This window comes from Corynebacterium guaraldiae (genome assembly GCF_053480195.1).
Genome location: NZ_JBRBAU010000001.1, coordinates 183,067 through 209,950, shown reverse-complemented (window position 1 = coordinate 209,950; position 26,884 = coordinate 183,067). Strand labels below are relative to the sequence as shown.

Sequence of the window (26,884 nt, the reverse complement as noted above, 5' to 3'; positions counted from 1 at the left end):
ACAAGGATGTGAGCCATGGCCGGTGGCCTTTTTGCCCTGCTTGATGACGTCGCCCTGATCGCCCGCTCCGCTGCCTCCAGCGTCGACGACGTAGCAGCATTGGCCGGAAAGACCTCGGCGAAAGCCGCCGGAGTCGTTGTCGATGACGCCGCTGTTACGCCTCAATATGTCCAGGGCGTCAAGCCGCAGCGTGAACTGCCCATGATTTGGCGTATCACCAAGGGCTCGCTGATCAACAAGCTCGTCATCATCCTGCCTATCGCGCTCATCCTGTCGTGGATTGCCCCGTGGGCGCTCACCCCGATCCTCATGTGCGGCGGTACCTACCTGTGCTTCGAGGGCGCAGAGAAGATTTTCCACGCTGTCCTCCACCGCGGCGAGGAGGAACAGCAGACAGTGGAAGAAAAGGGCCCCGATGCCGAGGACTCCCTGGTCAAGGCCGCTATCACCACGGACCTCATCCTCTCCGCTGAGATCATGGTGATCTCCCTCAACGAGGTCATCGACCAACCATTCTGGCTGCGCCTGGGCGCCTTGGTCACCGTTGGTGTCCTCCTCACCTTGGGCGTCTACGGCGCCGTTGGACTGCTAGTCAAAATGGATGACATCGGCGTGGCCCTGCTCAAGCGGCACGACGGAGATTCGGCCGTGGGTACCGCCCTGGTAAAGGGCATGCCCATCGTTCTCAAGATCATCGGCATCATCGGCACCGCCGCCATGCTGTGGGTCGGCGGCCACATCGTAGTCAAGGGCCTGAGCGAATTCGGCGCCGAGCAGCCCTATGGCTTCATCCACCACGTGACCGAGAGCATCAGCAACGGCGCACTCGCCTGGTTGGCGGACACCGGCTTGTCCATGTTGTGCGGTTTTATTCTGGGCGCCGTCATCGTCACCATCATCATGGCGGTCAAGGCCACTGCGGAGCGCGTTAAATAAACATCGCGAGCGAGACCGCCATGACCGCCATACCGGCGATGAGACCGTAGATGGCGCAGTGGTGTTCGCCGGTCTCCTCCGCCGTGGGCAAAAGCTCATCGAGGGAGATGAACACCATGATGCCGGCGATGACGGCGAAGCTGATGCCGAAAGTCATCGGCCCGATAAACGGCATCAGCAGCGCGAAGCCAATGAGCGCGCCGAGGGGCTCAGCCAGCCCCGACAGAGTGGCCCACCAGAAGGCTTTCTTGCGGGAGCCCGTTGCACTTCGCAGGGGCACCGCCACCGCAATGCCCTCGGGGATGTTGTGGATGGCGATGGCTACCGCAACGGGGATAGCAATTTCAGGGGCTTCGAGGCCCGAAAGAAATGTGGCAAAGCCCTCGGGGAAATTGTGAATGACCAACGCGAAGGCAGTGAACATGCCGGTCTTCATCAGCCTCTTGCGGCGTGCTTCTTCCTCAGTGGTGGCCGGCTCGTGCGGGTTAATCTCCTCTGGCACAAGCCGGTCAATGATGGCGATGATCGCAATGCCGGCGAAGAACGCCGCCATCATCGTCCACGTGGCAGTGGCCTCTCCCCCAAGTGTGCTCTCTAACTTTTTCAGCGCCTCCGGCAGGATCTCCATAAAAGAGACGTAGAGCATCACGCCCGCGGACAAGCCCAGGGCGGCGGCCATGAACTTCGGGCCGGGCTCGCGCTTGCCGACGGCCAGGGCGCCACCGATGGACGTCGACAAGCCAGACAGCAGCACGAGGCCGAATGCGAAGGCGACGGTGGCTAGATCCATAGTGGGAAACTATAGCTTGTCGGTGCTGTCCTCTGGCGGTAGCGCAAGTGACTCGCCGTCCTTGACTGTCGGGTCGTCGTCGGTGTATTCGCCGGTCTCATAGTCATAGCCCACGGCGTGTCCATCTTCATCCGTGCGCGCGTACCACTCGGTGACTTCAACCGCGGTGGAATCAAAGTCTGCACCAGTGGCGTAGGCGGAATCATCCGTTGTGGGCTCAATGGCCAACGCAAAGTTATCGCCGTGGTCCCGCACGCCGTGGATGATGGCATTGGACACTGCTTGTTCTTCATAGAACGTGCGGATCGCGGCGGGGTCGTGACGCAACTCCCGAATCAACGCGATGCACATGAGCACAATGATGACCGCGAAAGGCAATGCAGTCACGGTAATGAGGTTCTGGAGGCCCTGGAGCGCATTACGGCCGCCCGCGAGAAGAATCACTACGGCGATTCCCGCCATGCACATGACCCAGAAGATGGTGACCCCGGGCTTCGGCTTAGGGTTGCCGCGTTGCGTGAGCTGTGAATTCACGATGGACGCGGAATCCGCCGTGGTGATGAAGAAGACGATGAGCATGACGAGCACGAGCGGCGCCATGATCTGCGACCCCGGCAGGTGATCCAGAACGGTGAAGAAGATATCTTCTGCAGGCGGCATGGAATCAATCGTCCCATCGGGAGCAATATCTCCGTCGCGACGCTGCAGCCAGATTGTCGTTCCGCCCAGGATGGTGAAAGCACACACGATGATGGCGGAAGGAATAAGCAAGACGCCCACAATGTACTGGCGGATGGTACGCCCGCGCGAGATCTTGGCCACGAACACGCCAACGAAGGGCGCCCAGGACACCCACCAGGCCCAGTAGAACGTGGTCCACGAGGACAGGAACGACACCATCTCTTCGCCTTGTCCCATGTTGGCGGAGAGCATGCTCGGCATCTCATCGAGGTACTCAATGATGACGGCGGGCAGCATGTTGGCCAGGAAGGCGGTGGGCCCCACGACAAAGAAGAAGACCGCGAGCCCGAGCGCCAAGACAAGGTTGATGTTGGATAGCCAGCGGATTCCTTTCGATACACCCGAGACCGCGGAGAAGATCGTGCCGATGGACAGCACTATGATGATGACCAGCGCCGCCGTGTTGCCCGTGGTTGACCAGCCGCTGACGATTTCCACGCCGCGACCGATCTGCAAAGCTCCAATACCGAGCGTTGCCGCGGTGCCAAAAAGTGTGGCGATGATTGCTAGCCCGTCGATGATGCGCGCGGGCATGGAGTCCGTCTCGCGGTTGCCAAAAAGCGGCATGAGGATAGAGCTCATCAACGGCACTCGCCCGCGGCGGTAGGACACGTAGGCCACGCACAGCCCGACGATGGCATAGATTGCCCACGCATTGATTCCCCAGTGCATCGCTGCTTGAGCCATCGCACCCATGACGGCGTCATCGCTGGCGGCCTCATAAGCGCCGGGCCGGGGTGACAGGTAGTAGCTCAGCGGCTCAAAGGGGCCGAAGAAGATAATTCCGATGCCGATGCCGGCTCCAAAGAGCATCGCTGCCCAGCTCACAGTAGAGAACTCCGGCTTCTCTCCATCCACGCCCAAGGGAATTTTTCCGTATTTGGAAAAAGCGAGGATGAGGAGCAAGAACATAAGGAATGTTGCCAGCGTGGTAAAGATCCATCCCAGGTTGCGCATGACCCAATCCAAGGCCGCGGAGGAGGCAGTGAAAACCTGCTCGGGCGCGATGACACCCCAGGCAACGAATGCCACAATGAGTCCGCCCACGACGATCAAAATGGGTTTGTCCACCCCATACTTCACCTTTTGGTCTTCGATGGACACGCCCGGAACCAAGGCCGGATGGATGTTGTGCGGATAGATAATATCTTTAAGAATCCGCTTAGCCTCGCGCGTACGCTTCTTGCTCTGATCGGTATTGTTCACCGAACTACGAGAATCAGCCGTGATGGGTCTTCACTCCTTATTCGATATGTTGTTGTTTAAGTCTTCTATCGACCGTATCGGAGATCCGGCTCCTGCGTAAGCTTGAGACAAGTCCGTCGATTCCCATCTGACCCACGAGGTGACTGCCACAACTATGGCGCTGTATCCGCTAGCTCCTTCTTATTTTGGTGTCGAGCACGTCGCGGTTCTTGAGCACGTGAACTTCTCCACCGCGTTGAGCATCCCTGGGTTGGCGCAGGAGCCTGCGCTCGTCGACGTTTCCTTGCTCCCCGACCCCACCACCGGGGGCTGGCGCGTACATTCAGATTTCGGATTCTTGGGTTCACTCGATGGTGCGGAGTCCGCAGAGTATCCCGCCCTAAATCGACTGCGCACGGCGGCGATGAACCCGGCGACGCATGCCACCGTCGACATTGTCGACGGCGAGGTGGAGATCGCCCTCGCTTTGGGGCTCGACCCGTGGATGGTTCCCGCCAACAACCAGCCTGCGGGTACCGCGCTGCTCAGTGGCGGGCAGGGCGCTCTTGTTCGCGTCGCGGAAGGCGAGCTCACCGCATATCAGCTCCGCACGATGGGTACGGAACAGTTCTTCGTGACGCTCGTGCTTCTCGACGACACCGTCCTCGCCACCCACGACAACCTCGTCCTCGGACCGTGCGCGGAGCTCTCCGATGCCCCAGCGTTGGCCGCCGCGTTCGCGGCCGCCACACAAACCAGTGCCTCCCTTGCCGCCCGTGCTTATGCTGGCGCGGGCCGCATCGCAGTGGACTTTCCAATAGACCCCGAAGCGCTCTTCGCCCCCGCAGTCCCGCCGTTGCCGATCGACCCGAACAAGCCTGCCATCCCGCCAGTGCTCAACCCCAATGCCGATTGGGAGTTCACTGCCCCGGCCGATCCCCTTACCTCACCGCTGCCGGCCGGTCCACGCGCCTTCACGTCCCCCAAAGACACCTTTTAACTGGCACCTTATGCGCTTAACCTAATACACTGAACTGGGGTTTCCCCGAAAACCGGCCCCAAATGGTGCCTTTACTTTGGTTCCTTTGCCCCTGCCGCGCGCACGAATCGCTTTCCGTCGACTAGGCGCGTCGCACCCGTAGCGTCGAGGTGCTCCAGCACCGGGATGGCAACCCGGCGCGTCGTTCCAAGTGCCTTGCGCGCCTCCGAGAGGGTGAAGGGCTGTTCCAACTGTGAGACCACGGCGAGTGCCTCGCGCGGAGCTGAAGGCAGAAGCACCACACCGTTAGCCAGCCGGAGCAGGCGCCCAGCGCGTTCGGCAGCGGCCAGCTCTTTCGGGCCCAAGCCCAGCTCTTTGAGGTCTTCCGCTTCCGGGGCAGCAAAGGGGTCCTCGCGCAGTCGCCGCTCGAGCTCCGCCACTCCCCTCTCCGCGGGGCCAAGGTCGACTGTCTGCCCGGGCATGCGCAGCACGCCATCAACTGTCTCGAGCTTGGCAGCTGCTACCGCTAGGCCTAACAAGGCCGGCTCGGTCAGTCCCAGTGCATCCATGGCCGCTGCCTTCGTCAGCCCCGGAGAGAGCGGATTCGCCTTGGCGTGGGCTTCCACAGTCTGAATCAAAGACCTTTTCCACGCAGTGACCTGGCTGGCGGCGATCCACCAGTCGCGGAACTCAATGACTCCCGCTGGCTTCTCTGTCACCGAAAAGCCATCGCGCACAAGACCATGCAGCTCCGCGTAGCCACAGCGCTTGAGCCATTGGGCCGGGTTCGTTGCTTCTAAAGTTTCTAGCTCAACAGCGCGCTTCTTGGCATCGCCGCGCCTATTCAATTCAGCTGGGTGTACATCCACCACCTCAAAACCGGCCACGACGTGCCGCCCGCCCGGACTGCGCACCACAAACCTATCGAGCAAAGTAAGCGGTAGCGGGCTTTCCAGAGTCAACCGCGCGAACTCACCTCCTAAAGGCCGCAGCCGCGCTCCCACTCCCGCGGTGCCGATGTGCACCACGAGGTTCTGTGGAAGCTCGCTCATGTTAGTACCGAACGTTCGCCGCACATCCACGGTGTCGAGCACACGCCAGCACCCAGGGCTAAGCAAAGCATCTCCGCGATGAACCTGGTCCGCGGCCACCCCGCGCAGGTTGAGCGCTACGCGCGTGACGGGTGCAGCGCTGTCCACTGCCCTGTTCTCACTGTGCACCCCACGCACCGTGGCGCGTTGCCCACTGAGCTCAAGGTCATCGCCAACCGAAACCGTCCCGGCCGCCAACGTTCCCGTCACCACGGTTCCAGCGCCCTTCACGCTGAAGGCGCGATCCACCCACAATCGCACGCGCGCCTGCGGATCCGGCGCGGGCATAGCAGCAAGCACGCTATCCAATTCGGCACGCAGCTTCTCCACGCCTTCGCCGGTCTTTGCGGAAACGTAGACAATGGGGGCGTCGGCAAGCGCTGTTCCAGCCAGTTCTGCTTTGACCTGCGCGGCTACCTCTGCCCGGCGGGCAGTATCAGCCCTATCAGCACGAGTCAGCGCCACCACGCCGTGCTCGATTCCCAGGGCACGCAACGCGTCACGATGATCGGTGGACTGCGCCTGCCAGCCTTCATCGGCCGCCACCACAAAGAGAACCACCGATGCCGGCCCCACCCCGGCCAGCATGTTGCCCAAGAACTTCTCGTGCCCCGGCACATCGACAAATGCGACGTCCGCGCCGGAGCCCAGCCTCGTCCACACAAAGCCCAAGTCAATGGTCAGGCCGCGCCGCTTTTCTTCCTCCCAGCGGTCCGGTTCCATCCCCGTCAGCGCCTTGACCAGGCTCGACTTGCCGTGATCCACGTGCCCCGCAGTGGCCACTACATACACCTAGATCACCGCCCGCAATGCCGCGATGAGCTCGGCATCCTGTGCCTCCGGCACGCAGCGCACATCCACCAGGCAGCGCCCCTGATTCACGCGCGCTACCACAGGAGGCTCGCCCAACCGCAGTGGACGCACAAGCTCTTCTGGCAGCGCCACAGCCCAGCCCGGCAGCGGTACCTCTGGGGCTCCGCCACCGCCGACGCGTCCGGCGTGTTCGACGACCTCACCGCCAACTGCCGCTGCCACCTTCTCGGTGCGCTCGCGGTGGCGCTGCGGATCAATGTGGAGCGCGTCCTGCACGGCGTTGGAGGGCGTGGACAGAGAGGCCTCGAGCGCGTTGAGCCGCAGCTTATCGATGCGCACCGCCCGCGCCAACGGGTGCTTCTTGCACGCAGCAATCGCGTTCTTCGTGCCCACGAGCACCCCGGCCTGCGGGCCGCCGAGCAGCTTATCCCCTGAAAAGAGGACAACGTCGGCGCCATCGCGAAGAGCCTCGCTGGCGGAGGGTTCTGCCGGCAGCGCGTCATCTGGTCTAAGCAACCCCGAACCGATATCCACGATGAGCGGCAAGTCGGTGAGCGCACGAAGCTCAGCAACCGATACCGAAGAAGTGAACCCACTGATCAGGAAGTTGGAGGGATGCACCTTCAAGATGGCTCCCGTGTCCTCCCCCATCGCCCGCTCATAGTCCGCCAGGTGAGTGCGGTTCGTAGCGCCGACCTCGCGCAAGCGGGTGGCCGTGGACTCGATGAGCTCGGGCAAGCGGAATCCCGCGCCAATCTCGATGAGCTCACCGCGGGAGATGATGACTTCCTTGCCAGGGGCCAAGGCCGCCGTAGCCAACAGCAGCGCGGAGGCACCGTTGTTCACTATCAGCGCATCCTCCGCGCCGGGGCATGCAGCCAATACCGCATCAACGGCCGCGCGGCCCCTATCTCGTGAGCGCAGGCCGCTGTCCAGATCCATCTCAACGTCCGTATACGATGCCGCGGACACTAGCGCATCTACCGCTGCCGGCGGTAAAGGAGCCCTGCCCAAGTTCGTGTGGATGATGACGCCAGTGGCGTTGATGACGTGGCGCAAGGAATATGGCTGCACAGCATCGAGCCTGGTGGCCAGCTCCTCCTCAATCTGGGAGGGGGCGAGGGAGCCGGAGCGGGCGTCGGCAAGCACGGCGTCGATGATCGCGCGCACCGAGTGCGGTGCCAGGCGGTGGTGGGCATCCTGCACCGCCGGGTACTGGAGGATCTCATCCATCTTCGGGATAAAGCGGCGGGGGTCAGTCATCAAAGTTCCTCCTAGCTGCGCACATGGCGGAGACGGACAGGAATCGAACCTGCCAGACCGAGATGCTCGGCCTCACCGGTTTTGAAGACCGGGGCGCCCACCAGGACACGTACGCCTCCGTCTGCTCACCTTACACGGGGCTAAAGTAGGACTTATGACTGACATTAAACTTACGTCCTTTGCCGCCGGTGGCGGTTGTGCTTGCAAGATTCCCCCGGGGGAACTCGAGTCTGCTGTGGAGGGCCTCGTGGGCACTGCGGACCCCAACGTGCTGGTCGGGCTTGACGACGGCGACGATGCCTCCGCCGTGCGCATCCCCAACGGCCTGGCGGTCATCTCTACCGCGGATTTCTTCACGCCGATGCTCAATGACCCTTATGACTGGGGCCGCGTGGCTGCTGCCAATGCGCTTTCCGACGTCTACGCCATGGGCGGCACCCCCATCACCGCCATCAACCTGGTTGGCTGGCCACGCGAGGTGCTTGGTCTCGACATTTTGCGCGAGGTTCTGCGCGGCGGCATGGACGTGGCATCTCAGGCCGGCATCTCCATTACCGGCGGTCACTCCATCACCGCACCGGAACCCACCTATGGTTTGGCAGCCACGGGTATCGTCCACCCGGACAAAATCCTGCGCAACGACGCCGCCGAAGCAGGGCTTCCCATCACGCTGACCAAACCGATTGGCGTGGGCATCCTCAATAACAAGCACAAGACCACCGGCGAGGTTTCCCAGGCCGCGGTGGATTCCATGACCGCGCTTAATCGGGATGCCTCTGCGGCAGCCGTGGCGGCCGGGGTGCGCGCGGCTACCGATGTCACCGGCTTTGGTCTTCTGGGGCATCTCTACAAGATGTGCCGCGCCTCCGGTATAGGCGCAGAGCTGGACTTCTCAGCTGTTCCTGCGATTGAAGGTGCCAAGGATGCCTTGGCGGATGGCTTCATCCCGGGTGGCTCGCGCCGCAATCTGGATTGGGTGCGCCCCCACCTCGACACGGATTTGAGCGAGGAAGACTTGATTTTCCTCGCCGATGCCCAAACATCCGGTGGACTCCTCGTCATCGGCGAGGTTCCCGGCTACCCAGTCATTGGCCGGACTGTGCCGGGCGATGCACGGATTTCTATCCGCTAGTCACCGTCGAATGGCTGAGGCCCTCTGCCCTGCGGCGGGCTTCAGCGCGCCGCTTTTGGGGGCCAATGCTTGTCGACGGATCCTTCACCGCCTCCAGCCCAGCGTTGAGCACGCCAAAGCGCGTGCACGCGGATCCCGCCATGAGCGCCACGCCGGATACCACCGACACGGCGCGGGACTTGGTTGCTGCCGCCACGGCAGCTCCCACTCCGCCGGAGGCGATGAGCCACTCAGAAGCCTTCATGAGTTTTCCGGGGATGCCCGAATGGAGGGGCCGCTTAGGCTCAGGCTCCATGTGGTCTTCCATGATGCGGGTCGCGGCTAGGTCACTGACAGCGGCCGTGATGCCCAGCGCGCGGGCAGGCCCCGCGCTGCTAACCGGGGTAAAGGCCATGGCGGCACCCGCCGCGGCTGCCGACGCCGAGGAAACAAAGACATAGGGCAAGTGCTTCTTCGCATCGTTCCACGTCGGGTTAGAGGTATTAGCCAACAGCACCGCCGTATAGCCCGCTAGCGGCCCTCCAAGAACACCGGCAACAGCACCTGCTGGGCCAGCCGCCTTGTCGAGAAGCCGACGAACCGGCTTTGGCAGCACACCGCCGACCAATGCATCGGCTTCGACGATTGCAGGAAGCGACGCAGCGGAGGCAAAGCTGCCGAGAATCCACGAACCGATGGACATCGGCGACGTCACCTTGAACACGCGGAACATGTTGAGCAACCGCTCCGGGCGCCCCAAGTCAAGGATGAGAAAGACGGATCCCACCGAAGCTGCGGAGAATGCCGTCAACCGAGTGGAGCGGCGCAACTCCGCATTCCCCGTTGCCTGCGCACCGGCAGCGAGCAATGCCGAGCCGCCCGACAGGCCACCTAAGAACAGGTATCCGCCAATGGGCCACTCCCACGGCGGGGCCTTGACCACGGGCTTGCCGTAATAGGAGGAGAACTCAAAGTCCTCCGCCATGCGTTCTTCTTTAGAACCATCCTGTGCGCCGGCGCCGACGCGGCCACGCCGACGCTTCTTTCCGCCGCCACGACGCCGACGCGGCTCCTGTGGGGGACGGTACTCATCAAACTCGCTCATTTCCGGCCTCCCATCATGAATGCTCCTGCCACAGCCAGCGCCATGCCGCCGATGGCTTTCACGGCCGTCTTGTACATCTGCGGCAAATCCGCCGTGGGCACGCGCGGATCCGGCGGTAGCCCGTAAACCTCTGGGGAATCCAGCAACAAGAAGATTGATCCCGTTCCCCCAACACCATCTTGCGAGTTTGCTCCGTAGAGGCGGGCTTCGGTCAGGCCTTGCTCGTGGAGGACGCGCACGCGCTCCCGCGCTGCGGCAAGCATCTCCTCGTAGGGGCCGAATTGGATGGAGTCCGTCGGGCAGGTCTTGGCGCAGGCAGGCTGCTCACCAATTTTCAGGCGGTCATAGCACATGGTGCACTTCTGGGCCACGCCCAGATTCTTAATGGGCATGGCCTGTCCCGGTGTATGGTCGGGGCCCTGCGGCTTGAGTTGCTTCAGCTTTGCCAACACATTTACGCCCGCGTGGTCCGGAACCTGGTAGTCCACGGTGGCCGTTTTATCCGCCTTCAGCGTCACGCCGCCGTCATCGCGGCGCTCAATCACGCCGAACGGACAACCGGCCACGCATGTCCCGCACCCATTGCACACATCATCCTGGACCACGACGGTGCCGAATTCGGAACGGAACAGCGCGCCTGTCGGGCACACGTCCAAGCATCCAGCGTTGGTGCAATGCTTGCACACGTCGGAGGACATCAACCACCGGAAATCATCGGTATCCGGGGTCACGCTTGGGGTGGAGGCTTTGGGCATGCCTAGCGAAACAAGCTTCCGGCCCTCCTCGCGAGCCTGTTGAATACGCTCGTTGCTTTGCTCAATGAAGGCCACGTGGCGCCAAGTATTGGCGCCCAGCGAACCAGTGTTGTCATAAGAGTCACCGGTGACCGCGTACCCCTCAACCGGGTTGCGGTTCCACTCCTTACACGCCACCTCACAGGCCTTGCAGCCAATGCAAATCGAGGTATCCGTAAAGAAAGCCATGCGCTGATAGGACTCATAGCCGTGCTTATCAGCCTTTTCGGTCAAAAGATTAGCCATTGGTCCTCCTTAGCTTTCTTTGCCTTCATAGTCGGCGACGTTTCCAGCAGTCGCATCATCACCCGTGTTGTCCTCGGTAGCTGCTTTCTCAGTGCTGAAGGCATCGTCAACATCCAGGATCCGGTTGCCGGAGTCCACGGTGAGGTGCGCTCGTTCTTGGTACTCACGCAAGAGCTGAAGACGTGCCTCGCCACGCGGGCGGCGGCCCGGCTGGATATCACACGCACCCACCTTGGAATTCTGGATGAATACGTTTGGTTCCAGGGTCAGGCCCAACAGGTCGTTGGCGCCATCGCCGGCTACCTCGGTGGTCTCCGATTCTCCGTAGTGATACGGCAGGCCGATCTGGTGGAAGTCCTCACCATTGATAGTAAGCATCTCCATGCGGTCCGTTACCAGAACCTGTGCCTCGATGACACCGCGTGGGGACACGATGGTGGCCCACTCACCGTTAACCAATCCACGCTTTGCAGCCAGCTCCTTGTCCACCTCGCAGAAGAGTCCCGGCTGCAGCTCCGCCAAATAAGGCAGGCGGCGTGACATCGCACCCGAGGTATACATCTCCGTCAGGCGATAGGTGGAGAAGACGAACGGGAAAACATCAGCACCGCGCTCCCCCGGCTCCGGGCGGGAGAGGTTGTCTTCGCGCTTAATTGTCAGACGCGTCGGCGACTGCTGCTGCTTGTACAGCGCATTGTGTACCGGTGACTCCTGCGGCTCGTAGTGAGTCGGCAGCGGGCCGTCAGACAATCCCTTCGGCGCGAACAGCCAGCCCAGGCCGTCGGCCTGCATGATAAACGGATCGTCACCATCGAGGGCATCGGGGCCAATGGCGTCGACAGGCGCCACGTAGTCCGGGCGCTTCGTCAACGGGAAGTCGGGCACGTCATCGCCAACCCACTTACCTTGCTCTTCATCCCACCAGATGTACTTCTTGCGCTCCGACCACGGAGTTCCATCCGGCTTTGCGGAAGCACGGTTGTACAGGATGCGGCGATTGGCCGGCCAGACCCAACCCCAGTCGAGAGCAACCTCGTTTTGCTCCGAACCCGGAACCTTCTTCGCAGCATGGTTGATGCCGTCCTTGTACACACCGGTGTAAATCCAGCAACCTCCGGAGGTGGAGCCATCGGTGCGCATTTCTGTGAAGGCAGGCAAGAGCTGCCCCTTCTTCGGGCCGTCGAGATAGTAACCGTTGATCTCCCGCAAAATCTCATCCGAGCTCGGATCGCCGTGCTCATCTTCGGTGTAATCCCAAGTTACGGACTTGATTGGCAGGTCGCGCGGATCAGTCGAATCCGCGAGGCGCTCCCTAATCTTCTTGCCCAGCTGGTAGAAGAACCACGCCTCGCTGCGCGCTTGCCCGGGTGGCGGAACCGCTTGGAAACGCCACTGGACCATGCGCTGGGTCTGGGTAAAGGTTCCGGACTTCTCCACGTGGGTAGCTGCCGGCATGAGGAAGACCTCAGTAGCAATGTCCTCAGTCTTCAGCTCGCCGTTCTTAATCTCCGGCGAATCCTTCCAGAAGCTTGCAGTCTCAATCTCTTGGAAGTCGCGAACCACCAGCCACTTCAGGGAAGCGAGACCGCGGCGCTGCATACCACCGTTGGACTGCGCCACCGCCGGATTCTGACCGAAGACAAAGTAGCCCTCTACCTCATGGCGCAGCATGGCCAGCAAGGTCTCATAGGTCGAGTGTGCTCCAGAGAGGCGCGGCATGAGGTTAAAGCCCCAGTCGTTCTCCTTGGTAGCAGCATCGCCCCAGTAGGACTTCATGAGCGAGACCGCGTAGTTCTCGCCCAATTGCCAGAAGCCCTTCTGGTCCGCCGCGCGGAAAGAATCCAGGTAATCCGCCCAGGTTTCCTGGTCCACATGCGGCATGGGCAGGTAACCCGGCAGCGAGTTGAATAGGGTCGGGATATCGGTCGAGCCCTGAATCGACGCATGCCCGCGCAGGGCCATGATGCCCGAACCGGGGCGGCCCACGTTGCCCATGAGCAGCTGCAGGATTGCCGCGGTACGGATGAACTGTGCACCCAAAGTGTGCTGGGTAAAGCCCAGCGCGTAGGCGAAGCACGTGGTGCGGTCCGGGTTGGAATTCTGCGCAATGGAATCCGCCAAGTAGTAGAAGTCCTCCGGCGAAATACCGCAGGTCTCCTCCACCATCTCCGGGGTGTAGCGCGAGTAGTGGCGCTTGAGAATCTGGAAGACCGTGTTCGGATCCTCCAGCGTCATGTCCTTCTCCACGTTCCACGAGGAGCCCTCGGGCTTTTGTACGTATTGCCACGAATCCGTGACATACTTGCCCTTCTCTGCGTCGTACCCAGAGAACAAGCCCTCCAAATCCTCGGTGTCCTGGAAATCCGGCGAAATTATCGACGCCGCGTTGGTGTAATTCACCACATAATCGTGGAAATACAGGTCATTATCCAACACGTACTTGATAATCGCGCCGAGCAGTACCACGTCCGTGCCACCGCGAATGCCGATGTGGCGGTTCGCAAAGGCAGACGTACGCGTATAACGCGGATCAACGTGAATAATCCGCGCGCCGCGCTTCTTGGCTTCAACGACCCATTGGAAACCCACTGGGTGGCATTCAGCCATGTTAGAACCCTCAATGACAATGCAGTCCGCATTTGCCATATCCTGCAGCGGTTGGGTTGCGCCGCCGCGGCCAAACGAAGTTCCTAGACTAGGAACGGTGGCGGAGTGTCATATGCGCGCCTGGTTTTCCACCTGAATGGCGCCGGTGGCAGTAAACAGCTTCTTGATGAGGTAGTTCTCCTCATTATCCAGCGTCGCACCGCCCAATCCAGCGATACCCATCGTGCGGTTAAGGGGACGCCCCTGCTTATCGACGTCCTCCCAGTGCCTTGCGCGCGATTCCACGAAGCGGTCCGCGATCATGTTCATCGCGGTCTCTTCATCGAGCTCCTGCCATTCGGTGGCATAGGGTGCTCGGTACTTGATCGTGGTGATGCGAGTCGAGGAGTTAATGAGCTGCTCAGAGGCCGAGCCCTTAGGACACAGACGTCCGCGGGAAATTGGGGAGTCCGGATCGCCCTCGATTTGGATGACCTTGTCATCCTTGACATAGACGCGCTGGGAACAGCCCACCGCGCAATAGGGGCACACCGATTGCACCACGCGGTCCGCGTCTACGGTGCGTCCGCGCAGATCTTCGCTCTTAGCCGACTGCGTAGACACATCGCGACCGAAGGCATCCTTGTTCCGGATCTGGCGCACGACGGGCCAGTTCAGTGGGCTAAAACGTGACATACCTTAAACCTACTTGCTTGCCCCAGCGTTTTCCAGCTGCCACTACCCTGCCTCTCGAAACAGCGCCGCTGAGTACGCTGACAACTATGAACCACACTAAGCACTTTGAGCTCAAGGTCCCCGGCGGCAAGCTGCTCGTCGTTGACCTCGATTTAGACACCGACAACACCGTCACTGCCGCGAAGGTTTCCGGTGACTTCTTCCTCGAGCCTGAGGAAGCCTACGAGGCACTAGCCCCAGCACTGATCGGCATCACTACCGCCACCTCGACAGAGGAAATTCAATCCTGCCTCGATGCCGCCCTTGCACGAATCGATTCACCCGTAGCTCTCCACGGCTTTGACACCCACCACCTTGCCGTCACCGTTAAGCGCGCGCTGTCTGGTGGCACCGATTTCACCGACCACCACTGGGAGATCCTGCGCCCAGGTGTTCTCCCCACGCCCGTAAATGTCGCACTTGACGAGGTTCTCCTCAACGAAGTTGCTGAAGGAAAGCGCGGGCCCACGCTCCGATTTTGGGAATGGGAAGACCGTGCCGTCGTATTCGGTTCCTACCAGTCCTATGCCAATGAGCTGGATCAGGAGGGCGTCGACAAGCACGGCATTGTTCCGGTGCGCCGAATCTCCGGCGGTGGCGCGATGTTCATGGAGGGTGGCAATTGCGTGACCTATTCCCTGTACGCCCCGGAATCGCTCGTGGCCGGCTATTCCTACGAGGCCAGCTACGAATACCTGGACCAGTGGGTGCTCGCGGCACTGAACAAGCTTGGCGTCAATGCATGGTACGTGCCGATTAATGACATCACCTCGGACGGCGGCAAGATTGGCGGCGCCGCCCAGAAGCGCCGTAAGGGCGCGGTACTGCATCACACCACGATGAGCTATGACATCGACGCGGACAAGATGATGGAGGTCTTGCGCATCGGCAAGGTCAAGGTCTCGTCGAAGGGCCTTGCCAGTGCAAAGAAGCGCGTCGACCCGCTCCGCCGCCAAACCGGCGTGCCCCGCGAGGAGATCATCGAGACCATGGCGCGCGAGTTCGCCACCCGCTATGGCGCCGTCGACGCCGTGCTTTCCGACGACTCCCTCGCCGCCGCCCGCCGCCTCGTCGACACCAAATTCCTCAACGATGAATGGACCAAGCGCATCCCATAATTTGCGGGGGAATTTCTGGGCAGCGTACGGTGTTATAAGTTCAAGTGAACCGATCGGTACGAGAGTGCCGAACTAAATGGTCCATTTCTATACAACACTGTCTAGAAGGAAAATCTCGTGTCAGACACTTCCTCTCGTGCATCCTCCCGCACGCTGCCCTCTTGGGCCACCGGCTTTGGCGCCCAAGTTATCGCCGGTCTCATCATCGGCCTCATTCTCGGTTTTATCGCTTCCGGCATGGAGTCTGAGTGGCTCTCCGATACCCTGTCCGGCGTCGGCGGCGCGTACGTCCAGTTGCTCAAGGTGATGGTCCCGCCTCTCATCTTCGCGGCTGTCGTCACCTCAGTTGCTAACCTGCGCAAGGTGGCTAACGCCGCCTCGCTGGCGATCTCTACTCTGGTCTGGTTTGCCATTACGGCGTTCTTCTCCGTCTTGGCTGGCATTCTCGTCGCCCTCGTGATGAAGCCGGGCGTAGGCACAACTGTCGATGCTTCCACCGCCGCCGACCCATCCCACATCGGCTCCTGGACCGCTTTCCTCCAGCAACTTGTCCCCGCCAACTTCTTCGGTCTCACCGCTTCGCTGAGCGACGGTGAAATCTCCCTCAGCTTCGGTGCCCTTCAGCTCCTTGTCATTTCCCTTGTGCTGGGCATCGCCGCGGTCAAAGCTGGCAAGGCGGCCGATCCCTTCCTGCACTTCACCGAATCTTTCCTCAAGGTCATCCAGGTGGTCCTCTGGTGGATCATCCGCCTTGCCCCGATTGGCACCGCCGCCCTCATCGGCAAAGCCGTGGCCACCTATGGTTGGGACGCGCTTAGCTCCTTGGGCAAGTTCGTCCTCGCGATGTATGTGGGCCTTGCACTCGTAATTTTCGTGGTCTACCCCGCCGTGCTCGCATTCAACCGGATCCCGGTAGTTGGCTTCTACAAGCGAGTCTGGCCCGTCTTCTCCCTTGGCTTCGTCACCCGCTCCTCCATGGGCGTCATGCCAGTTACCCAGCGCTTTACGGAAAAGGCCATGGGCGTGCCCCGCGAATACGCCTCCTTCGCCATTCCGCTGGGCGCTACCACGAAGATGGACGGCTGCGCTTCCGTCTACCCGGCCATCGCTGCCATCTTCATTGCACAGTTCTACGGCGTTGATCTCTCCTTCACCCAGTACCTGCTCATCATCTTCGTTTCCGTCATTGGCTCCGCAGCAACCGCCGGCACGACCGGCGCTACCGTCATGCTGACGCTGACGCTCTCCACGTTGGGCCTTCCGCTCGCCGGCGTGGGTCTGTTGCTGGCCATCGAACCCATCATTGATATGGGACGCACCGCCGTCAACGTCACCGGCCAATCACTGTGTGCCACCATCGTGGCCAAGCGCGCCGGCATTCAAGACGAAGCCGTCTGGGATGCTGCTGGTAACGGAGTCTCACACATTATGAACGAGGACCAAGACACAGACGAGCCCGAGACACAGCCGGTCAACACGACTGCATAACTCTTCCTGCCCCTCCCCAAGCCTTCCTAACACGCAAGAGCCGTGTAGGAAGGCTTTGGTATTTCTGCCCCAGGCGAAGGGCTTTACCCGTCGTTCTTTTCGACGGTGTCAGTGTAGAGCTCGGCACTTGGAGCTATGGAGTCGTCGTCTGCAACGACGGTGAGTGTGTTCTTGGCTTCTTTTCCTTTCGACTGTTTGGAGTGGTGTCGTCGTTTGATTCGACGAGGGCTAGGCCCCTGTTCTTCGTCATCGTCGTCGTTTGAATCGACGGGGTTTAGAAGGGGATGTCCTCGCCGCTGTCGGTGTTGGTCTGGGTTTCGGCTTCGGCGTTGGCTTTGGCTTGTTGTTGTGCGTGGTAGTCGTCGAGTTCTTGTTTGAGGTGTTGGGCTTCTTCACGCACGCGTTTTCTGGTGGCGGTGATGTGTTGGGCTACGGTTTGTGCCCACCGTTTTTGCTTGGGCGCCAGGGGTCCTTCTGCTTCGTTGATGGTCCAGGTACCGTCAGCGAAAAGCCAGATAACATCCCCACTGTAGGGGTCCAGCAAGTATTTGAGGGTGCCATCGGTTTTCATGTTGTGATGTCCTTGGCATAAACATGCCAGGTTCTTCGGGTGTGTTGGCCCGCCTTCAGCCCAGTTATGTCGGTGGTCTAACTGGGTGAGGAAAGCTGGTTTGTTGCATCCGCCGACCCGGCAGGTTCCGTCGCGGCCTTCGACGTGTTTGCGCATGACAACACCTGGTTGGTAGCCGTCTGCTTCGGCTACCTCGCCGGTTAGATCCCGGGTTTTATCATGCGGCATGGCTTCTTGCCGCCAGCCAAAGTCTTCAATAAAGGTTGGGGCATTCTCAATATCGCAGGCCTGATAGGTGTGTAGCACCACAGCGGCTGGAGGCTCAATCTCACCGGACAGCAGTTTCTTGACAGCATCCGGAATCGTCAGGTCGTGCTTGGCAGCGGTTTGGTGGATGAAGGCATCGAGTTTAATGCCGGTATCTTCAGTAACTTGGAGTTCTAGCCAGGCGGAGGTTCCGTTGGAGGAAAAGCGGTAGGTGTCTTTGGGGCGGGTGTCGCGATATGCGATGGAATCATCCAGGGTTTTACATATATCGCGGACTTTGCGTCTGATTTGGCTGCGGGTGGGAAAAGCCTGATTCGCCTTAGTGGGGGTGAAGAAGTCAGCCAGGATGGTGTCGATAAAATCCAGGGTTTCAGCAGTCAAGCCGGTTAGTGCTGACATGGGTTGGTCAATAGCAATCAAGGACTCGATGTCCAGCAGGCAGTGGGTGTCTTGTATGGCTTTGACTTTTGGCAGGCTATCAAGCCGGTGGATAGCACGCAGACCTGCTTTGATGTGGCCTTCGGGCAGTGACCAGGCAGCCACCAAGCTTAAAGCGGTGGTGTTGATATCAGCCTGCAGGCTGGGCATAGCAGCAACCCAGGTGTTGTAGATAGCTCGGCGGGCTGCCGCACGGGCTATAGCGTGTGGATTATTCGGATTCGTTGTTGAGAAGAAGAAAGAAGAGGAGGTTGAAGGGTGCGTGGCGGTGGTAGTCATGAATGTCTCCCCCGAGAAACATGAGTTAGAAGAAATGTTCTAACAATGATTCTACCGACCCTCACCACACATAGCCATAGCCTGCAATGAATTCACGTCAAGTCGTTACTACAAACGGGGGTAGCCACCACGGGTTAGCTAGGCCGTTCGATCCTCAATCAGTAGCGGTGGCTGGGACAAAACGAATAATGCCCCACGCTCGTTGTTGGTGGCACGTGGGGCATGGGGATCTACTGGGCGTCGGAAAGCGCGACGCCAGTGAGTAATTTATTCGTACCGCACATCACCGCGCGCGATGTCCTTGCGCCCGTGAACGAAGAAGTAGACCACCGAGGCCACTAGCATCAAGGCAGCCAACATCCAGTACATGACGGAATAACCCGCCGCGGAGATAATCTGCCCCAGCAAAATCGGTCCAAAGCCAATACCTAGGTCCAGCAGCAAGAAAAAGGTCGAGATCCCCGCACCCATTTCGTGCATCGGCACCAGGCGCACGGCGATAGCCTGGCCCGCCGGAAGAATTGAGCCGTAACCAAACCCCACCAAGGCACCCGCAGCAATGATCTGCCAATCAGCTGCAGCCAAAGCAAGGACTACCAAGCCAGCAATAAAGAAGACGAGCGAGGAATAGATGATGATGTTGTCACCGCGACGATCTTGCAGCTTGCCCAGCACAAAGCGCAGAATGAGGCTCACCACCGCATAGGCCAGGAAGAAGTAGCTAGCGCCCTTCTCCAGGCCCGCATGGGAGGAGTAACCGTTAAGAAACGTAATGATGCCCGTGTACGCAACGCCAACCAAAAGGATAAAGACGCCAAAAGGCGCCACCGCTGGGTGCACGATATTTCCCAAGGAAAAGGAGACGCTTCGACGCTCCTGCGCCGGTGCCTTGACGACGAGTCCCAGCCCCAACGCCACCACCGTCAGCGTCAGCGCCACCATAAACACGGTGTTATAGCCAGCGTGGTGGGCAATCGCCAAACCAGCCGCTGGACCAAAGGCAGTGGCTAGGGTTGTCCCCAAGGCGAAGTAGCCGGTCCCCTCGGCACGACGGTGGTCCGGAATCACCGATTGCGCCACTGCCATCACAGCAGTCGAGGCCACCGCATATCCAAAGCCATGCAAAATACGGACGGCAAAAAGCATCGGCAACGAGTGCGCTGGCATGTACAGCGCCATGGCTACAGCCACCACAATGAGCGAGGCCACCAACGAGCGTTTTCGCCCAGCCGCGTCAACGATGTAACCGGAGAAGAGACGAGCAATCGTCGCCCCCACCACAAAGGCACTGGACGCAAACCCGCCCGCCGTATCCGAAGCCTGAAACTGCTCCACGGCATAGAGCGCCATGATGGTCACAAGCAGATAGAAGACCGTAAACTGGGCGAAATTTACCAACCACGCAAACACGAATGTCGGCGTAATGAGGGACTGGGATTCAGAGGACGTTTGAGACACCTTCTTCGATAGCGTTATGGAATTAAGACTTCCACACGCTACCAAAGATCAGAGATACTTTCGAATCCAATTCACGGATTGCACTGCGCTTGACGACGCCCTCTACCCGAACAGTTTCCGCAGGTAGGGCGAACCGAACTTCCACTCCGGATCCATCTTTTCGTGCAGTTCGCAGAACTCATCAAATCTTGTATAAAGTTGAGCAAAGTCATTCCGGGACAGGGAGTTCATCTTGCCCCAGTGCGGGCGCCCACCTGCTGCACGGAAAATAGGTTCCAGCTTCGGCATGTAGTCCTGCGGATTCAGCGCACGCGGAATGTGGAAGGCAATGTACATCGATTCACGGCCCGACGCCGTCGAAAGAGCAACGTCATCCGCGGCCGTCGTACGCAGCTCCATCGGGAATCCGATGCGCCAGTCCTGTTCATCGATGAAGCGACGGATTTCGCGGACGGTGGCGGGGCCGTCGGCAAGCGGCACGGCGTACTCCATCTCGTGGAAACGAACCCGGCGCGGGCTGACAAACACGTCGTGGGCGGCGGAACGGTAGCGATTATGAGAAATGACCGAGGTGGCGAACTTATTAAGGGTCGGAATCGTTCCCGGAATCAGGCGCCCCAACGCCAAGGCGGCGGCAAAGGCGCCGTTGCCGATGAGCTCGTCGTCGATAAGCTGCTTAAGCCGTGAGCGGCGCTCCCCATTCGGTTCGAGGCGCGTGTTGGCCTTGACCATGGCGCGGTCGGTATGCGGGAACCAATAGGACTCGAAGTGATCGACGCTGCGGGAGAGCTCCTCCCAGTTGTCCATCAGCTCATCGAAGGCAATGCCGGACTCCTCTGCCAGCAGGTCGAAGGCATCCACGCACTGCATTTCGACTTCGACGACCACACCGAGTGCGCCAACACTGACCACCACGAGGCGAAGTAGTTCTGGGTCCTCGTCGATGGAATAGGTGCGGACGTTGCCGTCGGCGTCGATGAGCGTCAGGCCCGTGACCGTCCCCGCAAAGCCGGTGTAGTTGATGCCGGTGCCGTGGGTCGAGGTCGAAATCGCGCCCGCCAGGGATTGCGGGTCCACATCGCCTTGGTTTGCCAGGGCGAGACCAAAGGGGCACAGCAGTTTGGGCACGTCTCGCAGGCGAGTGCCGGCCAGGAACCGGACGCGTTTGCGCTGCTTATCGACGCTCACCAGTCCACTCACGTGGTCGAGGTTGAGCATGGTCTCCTCCCCCGCCGCGATGGGAGTGAAGGAGTGGCCGGCGCCCACCGCACGCACGCTGCGAGAGCGACTAATGATTCCAGGGATCTCGTCTATACGGGATGGCTGTACAAACTCCTGCGGTTTCGTGGTGACCGATCCTGCCCAATTGCTAAATGTGGTTGTCATCGGAGTGTCCATCCTTGTCCTCTATAGGTGTCCCATACATCAACGCCGTCGTGCCCGACGGCGAGGAGGCGGTCGACGTTTTCTGTCATCTCCCCCGCCTTGGCGTGGCGGAACCACACCAGGTCCTCAACGCTCAGGTCAGCCCCGCGCAGCGGAGTCTGCACCTCACCGGCGCCCTCCGTGCTGGAGTAGCTAAGGCCCGCCGGCCACACCGGTACGGGGACGCGATCCTTCGCGGGAGGGCCGGAGGCGATCCAGCCGCCGGAGTTGACCGTGGCCCAGCCCGGCGCGGGAACGCGGGATACTTGGCAGACGAAGAAGGCTGCCGCCTTGTGATTGATGCCGGTGAAGTCATCGAAGATCGCTGGCGTATAGAAGCCGGAGCCAGCGGCCAGCTCGGTCAAGGTTCCCTCGGCCGCGGATTCCTGGAGGCTGCCCGTGCCGCCACCGTTGACGAACTCGATGTCCGCTACCTCCCGCGCAGCCGCCACGCAGGCTCGGCGCCGCGGGGCAAGGTCGGCCATGGACTTCGAACGCAACCAACGCTTGACCGCTCCCACTGGACCTGGCAGGCCATCCGCTACGGACGCCACCTGCCCCTCATAGGCCATGAGCCCCACCAACCGGTGACCGCGCCGAAGAATTTCACGCGCCAGCGCTGAGACCTGTTCCGGAGTGCGCACGGGCGAGCGCCGCGGGCCGATGACCGCACCCGGCAAGTGGAGGGTGCAGTCAATATCGATGGCCACGCGTACAGAACCCTCGAGCAGGCTCAACAGCTCCACGCTATCCACCATGACGGTGATGGACTCGCGCGCCGTGTCATCTGCGGCGATCTCACGCAGGGCCTTCCGATTAACACTCGGGTAGGCCACCACGATGTCGCGGAAACCCTCCCCGACCAGATGCAGCGCCTCCGGAACGGAATACGAGAGGATGCCTCGGTAGCCCTCATGCTCGAGGGCACGGCGTAGTGCCGCCACGCTGCGTATTGACTTCGAGGCCACGCGGATGGGCAGACCCCCGGCGCGGGTGGGCATCTGTGCAGCGTTGTAGTCGAATGCATCGAGGTCGATAACGCCGACGGGCGCTGGGCTTTCACCGGACCTGACGAGCGGCTCAACGGCCGAACGCACCTGGGCCTGTGGAGTGGTCGCGAGGATTGGCATAGCGTCATCCTAACCACAACTAGTTTAGTTTGTGAGACAAATCTCGAAAAACTCATAGCGGCATCCCATATTTTTGGGACAATAGACCGCATGAAAACCTTCACGCAGACACGTCTTCCCCAGCGAGTGCTCAATTTCTTAGACACTTCCCCCGCCCGCGATGTCCGTGGCACGGGTGAGCAACACCAGGCTCACGCGCCGTTTAGTGGTGACGAGCTTTTTAGCTTCCCCGTTGCCACCGCAGGGGACGTCGAGAAGGCCGTCAACTATGCACGCGCCGGCGTTGGCCAAGGTGACCGCGCCGCCATCCTGCTGCGCCTGCACGACCTCGTTCACGAGAACGAGGAGCTCATCCTCGATCTCATTCAAGCCGAGAACGGCAAGTCCCGCTCCCACGCTTATGACGAGCTGATGGATCTGTATAACTGCGCACGCTTCTATGCCGTCAACATCCGCAAGGCTTTCGGAAACGACCGCCGCCCCGGTGCGCTTCCCGTGCTGACTAAAACCCGCACCCAGCATTACCCGCTGGGCGTGGTGGGGCTTATCTCGCCGTGGAACTATCCCTTGTCCCTCGGTGTGGGCGATGTTCTGGCAGCGCTCTCCGCCGGCAATGCCGTGGTGCACAAGCCGGACTCCCAGACGACGTTGACAGCAATTCTGCTGCGACGCCTAGCCATTGAAGCAGGCCTTCCGGAGGCCGCCTGGCAGCTGGTTCCCGGCCGGGGTGCCGAGGTGGGTGACGCCCTGGTTCCGCTGGTGGATGGCCTCTCCTTTACCGGTTCCACCCAGGCTGGCAAGTCGATTGCCACCCAGGCCGCGGGGCGCCTCATCCCCACCATGCTGGAGTTGGGCGGCAAGAACCCGATGCTCGTGCTTGACGACGCCCCCCTTAAACCCACCGCCCAAGGTGCCGTACGCACCGCCTTCTCCTCCTCCGGGCAGCTGTGCATGTCCGCCGAGCGCGCCTATGCCCACGAGAGCGTCTTTGAGGAGTTCCTCGCAGAACTCAAGAACGCCCTGGACCAGCAAGTGCTCGGGGCAGCATTCTCCGATGCTGCCACCATCGGCTCGCTGACCTCGCAGCGCCAGCTCGATGCAGTAGTTTCCCACGTCGAGGACGCCCTGTCCAAGGGCGCCACCGTGGTATATGGCGGAAAGGCTCGGCCGGATCTTGGGCCCTTCTTCTATGAGCCCACCGTGCTCACCGGCGTGACCCCAAAGATGGATCTCTATGCCACCGAGACTTTCGGCCCAGTGTTGGCGGTATACCCGGTGAGCTCCGATGCCGAGGCCATCCAGCGCGCCAATGACACCACCTACGGTCTTTCTGCCTCAGTGTGGTCCGGAAACTCCCGCCGCGCGTGGAAGGTTGCCTCCCAGCTAGAGGCCGGCATGGTCAACATCAACGAAGGCTTCGCCGCCGCCTACGGTTCTATCGCCGCGCCAGGTGGAGGCGTCAAGGAATCTGGCCTGAACCACCGCCACGGTATTACCGGCATGCGCCTGTGGGCCAACGAGCGCACCGTGGCCGAGCAGCGCCTGCACCCGCTTGCGCCGTCGGAGTACGTCTCACCGGAACGCTTCCGCCAGCTGGTATCGACGGGTATGCAGCTGATGAAGACCTTCCGGCTCTAATGTAGACAGCTATGAAGGAACTTCACCGCGACGAGCTTCTAGCCCGCCGGCTCATTGCTCAAGGCCTTGCCCCATCGGCCGCGAGGCCATCGCTCGCCTCGGCGCTGGACGTCGCTGAGCATCTCCTCGCTCTGCAGGGTCAGATCTACGATGCCGGCATCGCAGCACTAGCCCTTCGCGCCGGCTGCACTGATCAAGAGGTGCTCGGAGAAGTTGCAGACTATCGCGTGGTGCGCTGTTGGCCACAGCGCGGCACGCTGCATTTCATGCCGGCTGCCGACGTCCGCTGGATGTCCCGCTTGCTCTATCCGCGCGTGGCCTCCAGCCAGAAATCCCGGCGACCGAGCTTGGGGCTCAGCGAAGACATGGTGGCAGCAGCTTCGGAAGCACTACATGGCGCAGCCACCGAGCCTCTCACTCGCACGGAGGTCTACGAGATTTTCGCTGAGGTTGGAGTGGACCCCACAGAAGGCAGGGGCTCCCACCTACTCCGCGCATTCGGCGGTGCCGGTGACTTGGTACAGGGCCCAAAAGCTGGCAACCAAGAGACCTTCCTCCATGTCGACGCGCTGCCTAGCGTCCAGCGCAAGCCAGAGAAGCCACTCTCAGAGCTAGCCCAGCGCTATGTCGAAGGCCACGGCCCCGTATCCGTAGCCGACCTCCAAACATGGTCCAAGCTCAGCAAGTCCCAGGCCACCAAGGCTCTTGCGAGCACGGAGGCCACGACCGTTAGCCATGATGGGCAGACACTGTGGATGGCGGGCTGGCAGGAGGATGTCACCGCGAGCGAAATCGACGGTGCCTTAAAAATCCGGCTCGAACTCCCCGCCTTCGACGAATACCTGCTGGGCTATGCCAACAAGGAATGGATCGTGCCCGATGAGATCCGAGCAAACGTCCTCACTCGAAATGGCCTCAGTTGGCCGTGGGTCATGGAAGGCGGGCGCGGCGTAGCCAGCCTACGGCATCCGTAGGATGCGGCGATGAACCGTTCCTTCGGGCTCGACATGGATAAACACTTCCGCACCGGGAAAAAGCTCATCGATGGCGTCTTCGATGCGGTCGGCGATTGTGTGCGAGTGCAGCACCGTCCACTCGCCGGGAACATCCATGGTGAGGTAAACAAGGCGCTGGCGCCCTGCCGCGACCGTGCGGCGTGAGGTGAAGGAAACATCGTGACGGCCCTCCAGCTCATTGAGCAAAGCATCCAACTTGGCGTGTTCCTCTTTGGGCAGGGACTCCGACAACAGGGAGCTCAAGGATTCCTTGAGCAGCTTGTACCCAGTCCACAAGATGTTAATGCCCACTGCCAGCGCAATGACGGGATCCAACCACAGCCAGCCAGTCAGTGCGACTGCACCAATGCCGAGGAGGACGCCGACGGACGTCCAGACGTCGGTAAGCAAGTGCTTTCCGTCCGCCTGCAAGGTAGCTGAGCGGTGTTGCTTGCCTGCACGCACAAGCAGGAGGCCCACGCCCAAGTTCAGCAAGGAGGCGATAAGCGACAGTAAGAGGCCGAGCCCAGGTTGCTCCAGCGGCTGCGGAACCAGAAATCGGCGGATGGCCGTGTAGATGATCATCGCGGCGGCCACGAAAATCATCGCGCCCTCTACCAACGCGGAAACATACTCGGCCTTGCCGTGGCCGAACTGGTGGTTTGCGTCTGCCGGCTTCGCCGCAATTTTGATAGCCACAAACCCCACGACGGCGGCTACGAGGTTCACACCGGATTCGAGGGCGTCGGAAAGAAAGCCCACCGATCCCGTCGCCGCAGCAGCGACGACTTTGAGCGCGATCGTGGCCACTGCGGTGGCAATGGAGAGCTTCATGAAGCGTTCGAGCAGCAGTTGCTCGGTTGGAAGAGACATGTGCGTCTTTCTATATGTCCTTCGCTGAGGAAAATTTCTATTTACCGTGAGTCAGGGTACCAAGGGCGAGTGTGCACGTACTGTTCACGCATTGTTTACCGCGTGTGGTCGTAAAGTACATACACCGTCGTTAGTTTGTACTTCATGTCCAAAGACATATCTCCCCCAGTTCTCCTCTTCGATTTCGACGGCACCGTTAGCCTGGGCCACGGGCCCGTGCTGGCCTATGCCCGCCACATCGGGGAGGCAACCGGAAACCACTCCATCCCCCACACCGCCGAGCGCATGCTCTCAACGAACGACGCCTCCCTAGTGCACTATTGCGACGGCTACGACCTCGTCCGCAGCCTCGCCGCGGATTGCGATGTCCCGGAGGACTCCTGCCAACAGGCCTACATGGCCTCCCGACTAAACCTTGCGGACACCGGAATCAAAGCGCCCGAAGGCCTCGCCGAGTTTCTAGGCTCGTATCCCGGCCGCGCGGTTCTCGCCACCAACTCCCCCGAAACTGGCCTCGCAGAGGCGCTAAAGGTTTTGGGGCTGAGCAACTCCTTCGACGCCATCTACACGAGGGTGGGCAAGCCCGACGGCTTGACTCGAATCCTCGAATCTGATTTCCCCGATAGCCCCATCATCGCTTTCGGCGATATCTGGGATTTCGATCTCGCTCCCGTGACTGCCCGTGGCGGGCGCACCGTTTTATTGGAAACACCGTTCGCCACCCCCGCAGACGCCAACCCCACGTGGCGCGCTCAGCGCGTCACCGACATCTTTTCTGAACTATCTTCCGCCTTCTAGCACTCCACCCCTCGACACAGAAAGACATTCT

The 26,884-nt window shown here is 60.8% G+C and carries 20 protein-coding genes and 1 tRNA gene; 8 read left to right on the top strand and 13 right to left on the bottom strand.

Annotated features, from left to right (window positions below; all coding sequences use genetic code 11):
* The first annotated feature begins 15 nt into the window (after window positions 1-15).
* Window positions 16-936, top strand: coding sequence for a DUF808 domain-containing protein (locus ACUY3D_RS00985; RefSeq protein ID WP_239248486.1), 921 nt, complete (start codon window positions 16-18; stop codon window positions 934-936).
* On the opposite strand, the gene zupT is transcribed toward ACUY3D_RS00985, so the two are convergent.
* Together zupT and ACUY3D_RS00975 are read right to left on the bottom strand one after the other, a co-directional pair.
* Window positions 929-1,726, bottom strand: coding sequence for a zinc transporter ZupT (gene zupT / locus ACUY3D_RS00980; RefSeq protein WP_448240163.1), 798 nt, complete (start codon window positions 1,724-1,726; stop codon window positions 929-931). The genes ACUY3D_RS00985 and zupT overlap by 8 nt on opposite strands.
* Before the next feature lie 9 nt (window positions 1,727-1,735).
* Complete coding sequence (locus ACUY3D_RS00975; protein WP_448240162.1) at window positions 1,736-3,673, bottom strand: BCCT family transporter; 1,938 nt, start codon at window positions 3,671-3,673, stop codon at window positions 1,736-1,738.
* Window positions 3,674-3,827: 154 nt separating this feature from the next.
* Between ACUY3D_RS00975 and ACUY3D_RS00970 the strand changes: the two genes are divergently transcribed.
* Window positions 3,828-4,652 carry a hypothetical protein gene (locus ACUY3D_RS00970; RefSeq protein WP_070530361.1) on the top strand — a complete coding sequence of 275 codons (825 nt, stop codon included), beginning with the start codon at window positions 3,828-3,830 and terminating at the stop codon, window positions 4,650-4,652.
* Between the two features lie 71 nt (window positions 4,653-4,723).
* Here ACUY3D_RS00970 and selB read toward each other — a convergent pair whose 3' ends face one another.
* The 3 genes from selB to ACUY3D_RS00955 form a co-directional block, all read right to left on the bottom strand.
* A complete protein-coding gene (selB, locus tag ACUY3D_RS00965) occupies window positions 4,724-6,514 on the bottom strand; it encodes a selenocysteine-specific translation elongation factor (RefSeq protein ID WP_250223736.1) in 1,791 nt (596 codons plus the stop codon).
* Complete coding sequence (gene selA / locus ACUY3D_RS00960) at window positions 6,515-7,798, bottom strand: L-seryl-tRNA(Sec) selenium transferase (RefSeq protein ID WP_448240161.1); 1,284 nt, start codon at window positions 7,796-7,798, stop codon at window positions 6,515-6,517.
* Between the two features lie 24 nt (window positions 7,799-7,822).
* Window positions 7,823-7,917 (bottom strand) — tRNA-Sec (locus ACUY3D_RS00955).
* Between the two features lie 35 nt (window positions 7,918-7,952).
* Between ACUY3D_RS00955 and selD the strand changes: the two genes are divergently transcribed.
* Window positions 7,953-8,930: a selenide, water dikinase SelD gene (gene selD, locus ACUY3D_RS00950; protein ID WP_070524877.1), complete on the top strand. Its 978-nt coding sequence runs from the start codon at window positions 7,953-7,955 to the stop codon at window positions 8,928-8,930.
* Here the strand turns inward: selD and nrfD are convergent.
* The 3 genes from nrfD to fdnG are packed head-to-tail and all read right to left on the bottom strand — an operon-like array spanning window position 8,920 to window position 14,336.
* On the bottom strand, window positions 8,920-10,014 hold the full coding sequence (nrfD, locus tag ACUY3D_RS00945) for an NrfD/PsrC family molybdoenzyme membrane anchor subunit (RefSeq protein ID WP_101736268.1): 1,095 nt from the start codon (window positions 10,012-10,014) through the stop codon (window positions 8,920-8,922). The genes selD and nrfD overlap by 11 nt on opposite strands.
* Window positions 10,011-11,054, bottom strand: a complete 1,044-nt coding sequence (locus tag ACUY3D_RS00940; RefSeq protein WP_144676002.1) for a 4Fe-4S dicluster domain-containing protein — start codon at window positions 11,052-11,054, stop codon at window positions 10,011-10,013. Before ACUY3D_RS00940 ends, nrfD begins: the two co-directional genes overlap by 4 nt.
* Window positions 11,055-11,063: 9 nt before the next feature.
* Complete coding sequence (gene fdnG, locus ACUY3D_RS00935) at window positions 11,064-14,336, bottom strand: formate dehydrogenase-N subunit alpha (RefSeq protein ID WP_448240160.1); 3,273 nt, start codon at window positions 14,334-14,336, stop codon at window positions 11,064-11,066.
* Between the two features lie 86 nt (window positions 14,337-14,422).
* Between fdnG and ACUY3D_RS00930 the strand changes: the two genes are divergently transcribed.
* Together ACUY3D_RS00930 and ACUY3D_RS00925 are read left to right on the top strand one after the other, a co-directional pair.
* The gene (locus tag ACUY3D_RS00930; protein ID WP_070565095.1) at window positions 14,423-15,493 is read left to right on the top strand and encodes a lipoate--protein ligase family protein; all 1,071 of its coding nucleotides are present in this window, start codon (window positions 14,423-14,425) and stop codon (window positions 15,491-15,493) included.
* A 117-nt stretch (window positions 15,494-15,610) separates the two neighbouring features.
* On the top strand, window positions 15,611-16,981 hold the full coding sequence (locus ACUY3D_RS00925) for a dicarboxylate/amino acid:cation symporter (protein ID WP_448240159.1): 1,371 nt from the start codon (window positions 15,611-15,613) through the stop codon (window positions 16,979-16,981).
* Between the two features lie 274 nt (window positions 16,982-17,255).
* On the opposite strand, the gene ACUY3D_RS00920 is transcribed toward ACUY3D_RS00925, so the two are convergent.
* The 4 genes from ACUY3D_RS00920 to ACUY3D_RS00905 all read right to left on the bottom strand — a co-directional run bounded on the left by ACUY3D_RS00920 (window position 17,256) and on the right by ACUY3D_RS00905 (window position 22,549).
* A complete protein-coding gene (locus ACUY3D_RS00920) occupies window positions 17,256-18,536 on the bottom strand; it encodes an HNH endonuclease signature motif containing protein (protein ID WP_144269180.1) in 1,281 nt (426 codons plus the stop codon).
* Window positions 18,537-18,803: 267 nt separating this feature from the next.
* On the bottom strand, window positions 18,804-19,994 hold the full coding sequence (locus tag ACUY3D_RS00915; RefSeq protein WP_448240158.1) for an MFS transporter: 1,191 nt from the start codon (window positions 19,992-19,994) through the stop codon (window positions 18,804-18,806).
* A gap of 102 nt (window positions 19,995-20,096) precedes the next feature.
* Window positions 20,097-21,380, bottom strand: coding sequence for an FAD-linked oxidoreductase, L-gulonolactone oxidase family (locus ACUY3D_RS00910; RefSeq protein WP_448240157.1), 1,284 nt, complete (start codon window positions 21,378-21,380; stop codon window positions 20,097-20,099).
* Window positions 21,377-22,549 (bottom strand): alanine racemase, encoded by a 1,173-nt coding sequence (locus ACUY3D_RS00905; RefSeq protein ID WP_448240156.1) that lies wholly within the window; start codon window positions 22,547-22,549, stop codon window positions 21,377-21,379. The genes ACUY3D_RS00910 and ACUY3D_RS00905 overlap by 4 nt, the downstream gene beginning before the upstream one ends.
* A gap of 90 nt (window positions 22,550-22,639) precedes the next feature.
* Here ACUY3D_RS00905 and ACUY3D_RS00900 point away from each other — a divergent pair, with 90 nt between their 5' ends.
* Together ACUY3D_RS00900 and ACUY3D_RS00895 are read left to right on the top strand one after the other, a co-directional pair.
* On the top strand, window positions 22,640-24,187 hold the full coding sequence (locus ACUY3D_RS00900; protein ID WP_448240155.1) for a succinic semialdehyde dehydrogenase: 1,548 nt from the start codon (window positions 22,640-22,642) through the stop codon (window positions 24,185-24,187).
* Between the two features lie 11 nt (window positions 24,188-24,198).
* Entirely contained in the window at window positions 24,199-25,161 is a 963-nt protein-coding gene (locus tag ACUY3D_RS00895) for a winged helix DNA-binding domain-containing protein (protein ID WP_448240154.1), read from the top strand.
* Here the strand turns inward: ACUY3D_RS00895 and ACUY3D_RS00890 are convergent.
* Window positions 25,147-26,055: a cation diffusion facilitator family transporter gene (locus ACUY3D_RS00890; protein WP_070623778.1), complete on the bottom strand. Its 909-nt coding sequence runs from the start codon at window positions 26,053-26,055 to the stop codon at window positions 25,147-25,149. The genes ACUY3D_RS00895 and ACUY3D_RS00890 overlap by 15 nt on opposite strands.
* A 144-nt stretch (window positions 26,056-26,199) precedes the next feature.
* On the opposite strand from ACUY3D_RS00890, the gene ACUY3D_RS00885 reads away from it, so the two are divergent.
* A complete protein-coding gene (locus tag ACUY3D_RS00885) occupies window positions 26,200-26,853 on the top strand; it encodes an HAD family hydrolase (RefSeq protein ID WP_070524001.1) in 654 nt (217 codons plus the stop codon).
* Window positions 26,854-26,884 lie beyond the last annotated feature (31 nt).

Bases quoted from the DNA above. Each gene is read 5' to 3' on its own strand.
- ACUY3D_RS00920 (WP_144269180.1), bottom strand. From the start codon at position 18,536: ATGACTACCACCGCCACGCACCCTTCAACCTCCTCTTCTTTCTTCTTC.
- ACUY3D_RS00985 (WP_239248486.1), top strand. From the start codon at position 16: ATGGCCGGTGGCCTTTTTGCCCTGCTTGATGACGTCGCCCTGATCGCC.
- ACUY3D_RS00930 (WP_070565095.1), top strand. From the start codon at position 14,423: ATGAACCACACTAAGCACTTTGAGCTCAAGGTCCCCGGCGGCAAGCTG.
- nrfD (WP_101736268.1), bottom strand. From the start codon at position 10,014: ATGAGCGAGTTTGATGAGTACCGTCCCCCACAGGAGCCGCGTCGGCGT.
- selD (WP_070524877.1), top strand. From the start codon at position 7,953: ATGACTGACATTAAACTTACGTCCTTTGCCGCCGGTGGCGGTTGTGCT.
- ACUY3D_RS00910 (WP_448240157.1), bottom strand. From the start codon at position 21,380: ATGACAACCACATTTAGCAATTGGGCAGGATCGGTCACCACGAAACCG.
- ACUY3D_RS00970 (WP_070530361.1), top strand. From the start codon at position 3,828: ATGGCGCTGTATCCGCTAGCTCCTTCTTATTTTGGTGTCGAGCACGTC.
- ACUY3D_RS00885 (WP_070524001.1), top strand. From the start codon at position 26,200: ATGTCCAAAGACATATCTCCCCCAGTTCTCCTCTTCGATTTCGACGGC.
- ACUY3D_RS00890 (WP_070623778.1), bottom strand. From the start codon at position 26,055: ATGTCTCTTCCAACCGAGCAACTGCTGCTCGAACGCTTCATGAAGCTC.
- ACUY3D_RS00900 (WP_448240155.1), top strand. From the start codon at position 22,640: ATGAAAACCTTCACGCAGACACGTCTTCCCCAGCGAGTGCTCAATTTC.
- ACUY3D_RS00895 (WP_448240154.1), top strand. From the start codon at position 24,199: ATGAAGGAACTTCACCGCGACGAGCTTCTAGCCCGCCGGCTCATTGCT.
- ACUY3D_RS00905 (WP_448240156.1), bottom strand. From the start codon at position 22,549: ATGCCAATCCTCGCGACCACTCCACAGGCCCAGGTGCGTTCGGCCGTT.
- zupT (WP_448240163.1), bottom strand. From the start codon at position 1,726: ATGGATCTAGCCACCGTCGCCTTCGCATTCGGCCTCGTGCTGCTGTCT.
- ACUY3D_RS00940 (WP_144676002.1), bottom strand. From the start codon at position 11,054: ATGGCTAATCTTTTGACCGAAAAGGCTGATAAGCACGGCTATGAGTCC.
- selA (WP_448240161.1), bottom strand. From the start codon at position 7,798: ATGACTGACCCCCGCCGCTTTATCCCGAAGATGGATGAGATCCTCCAG.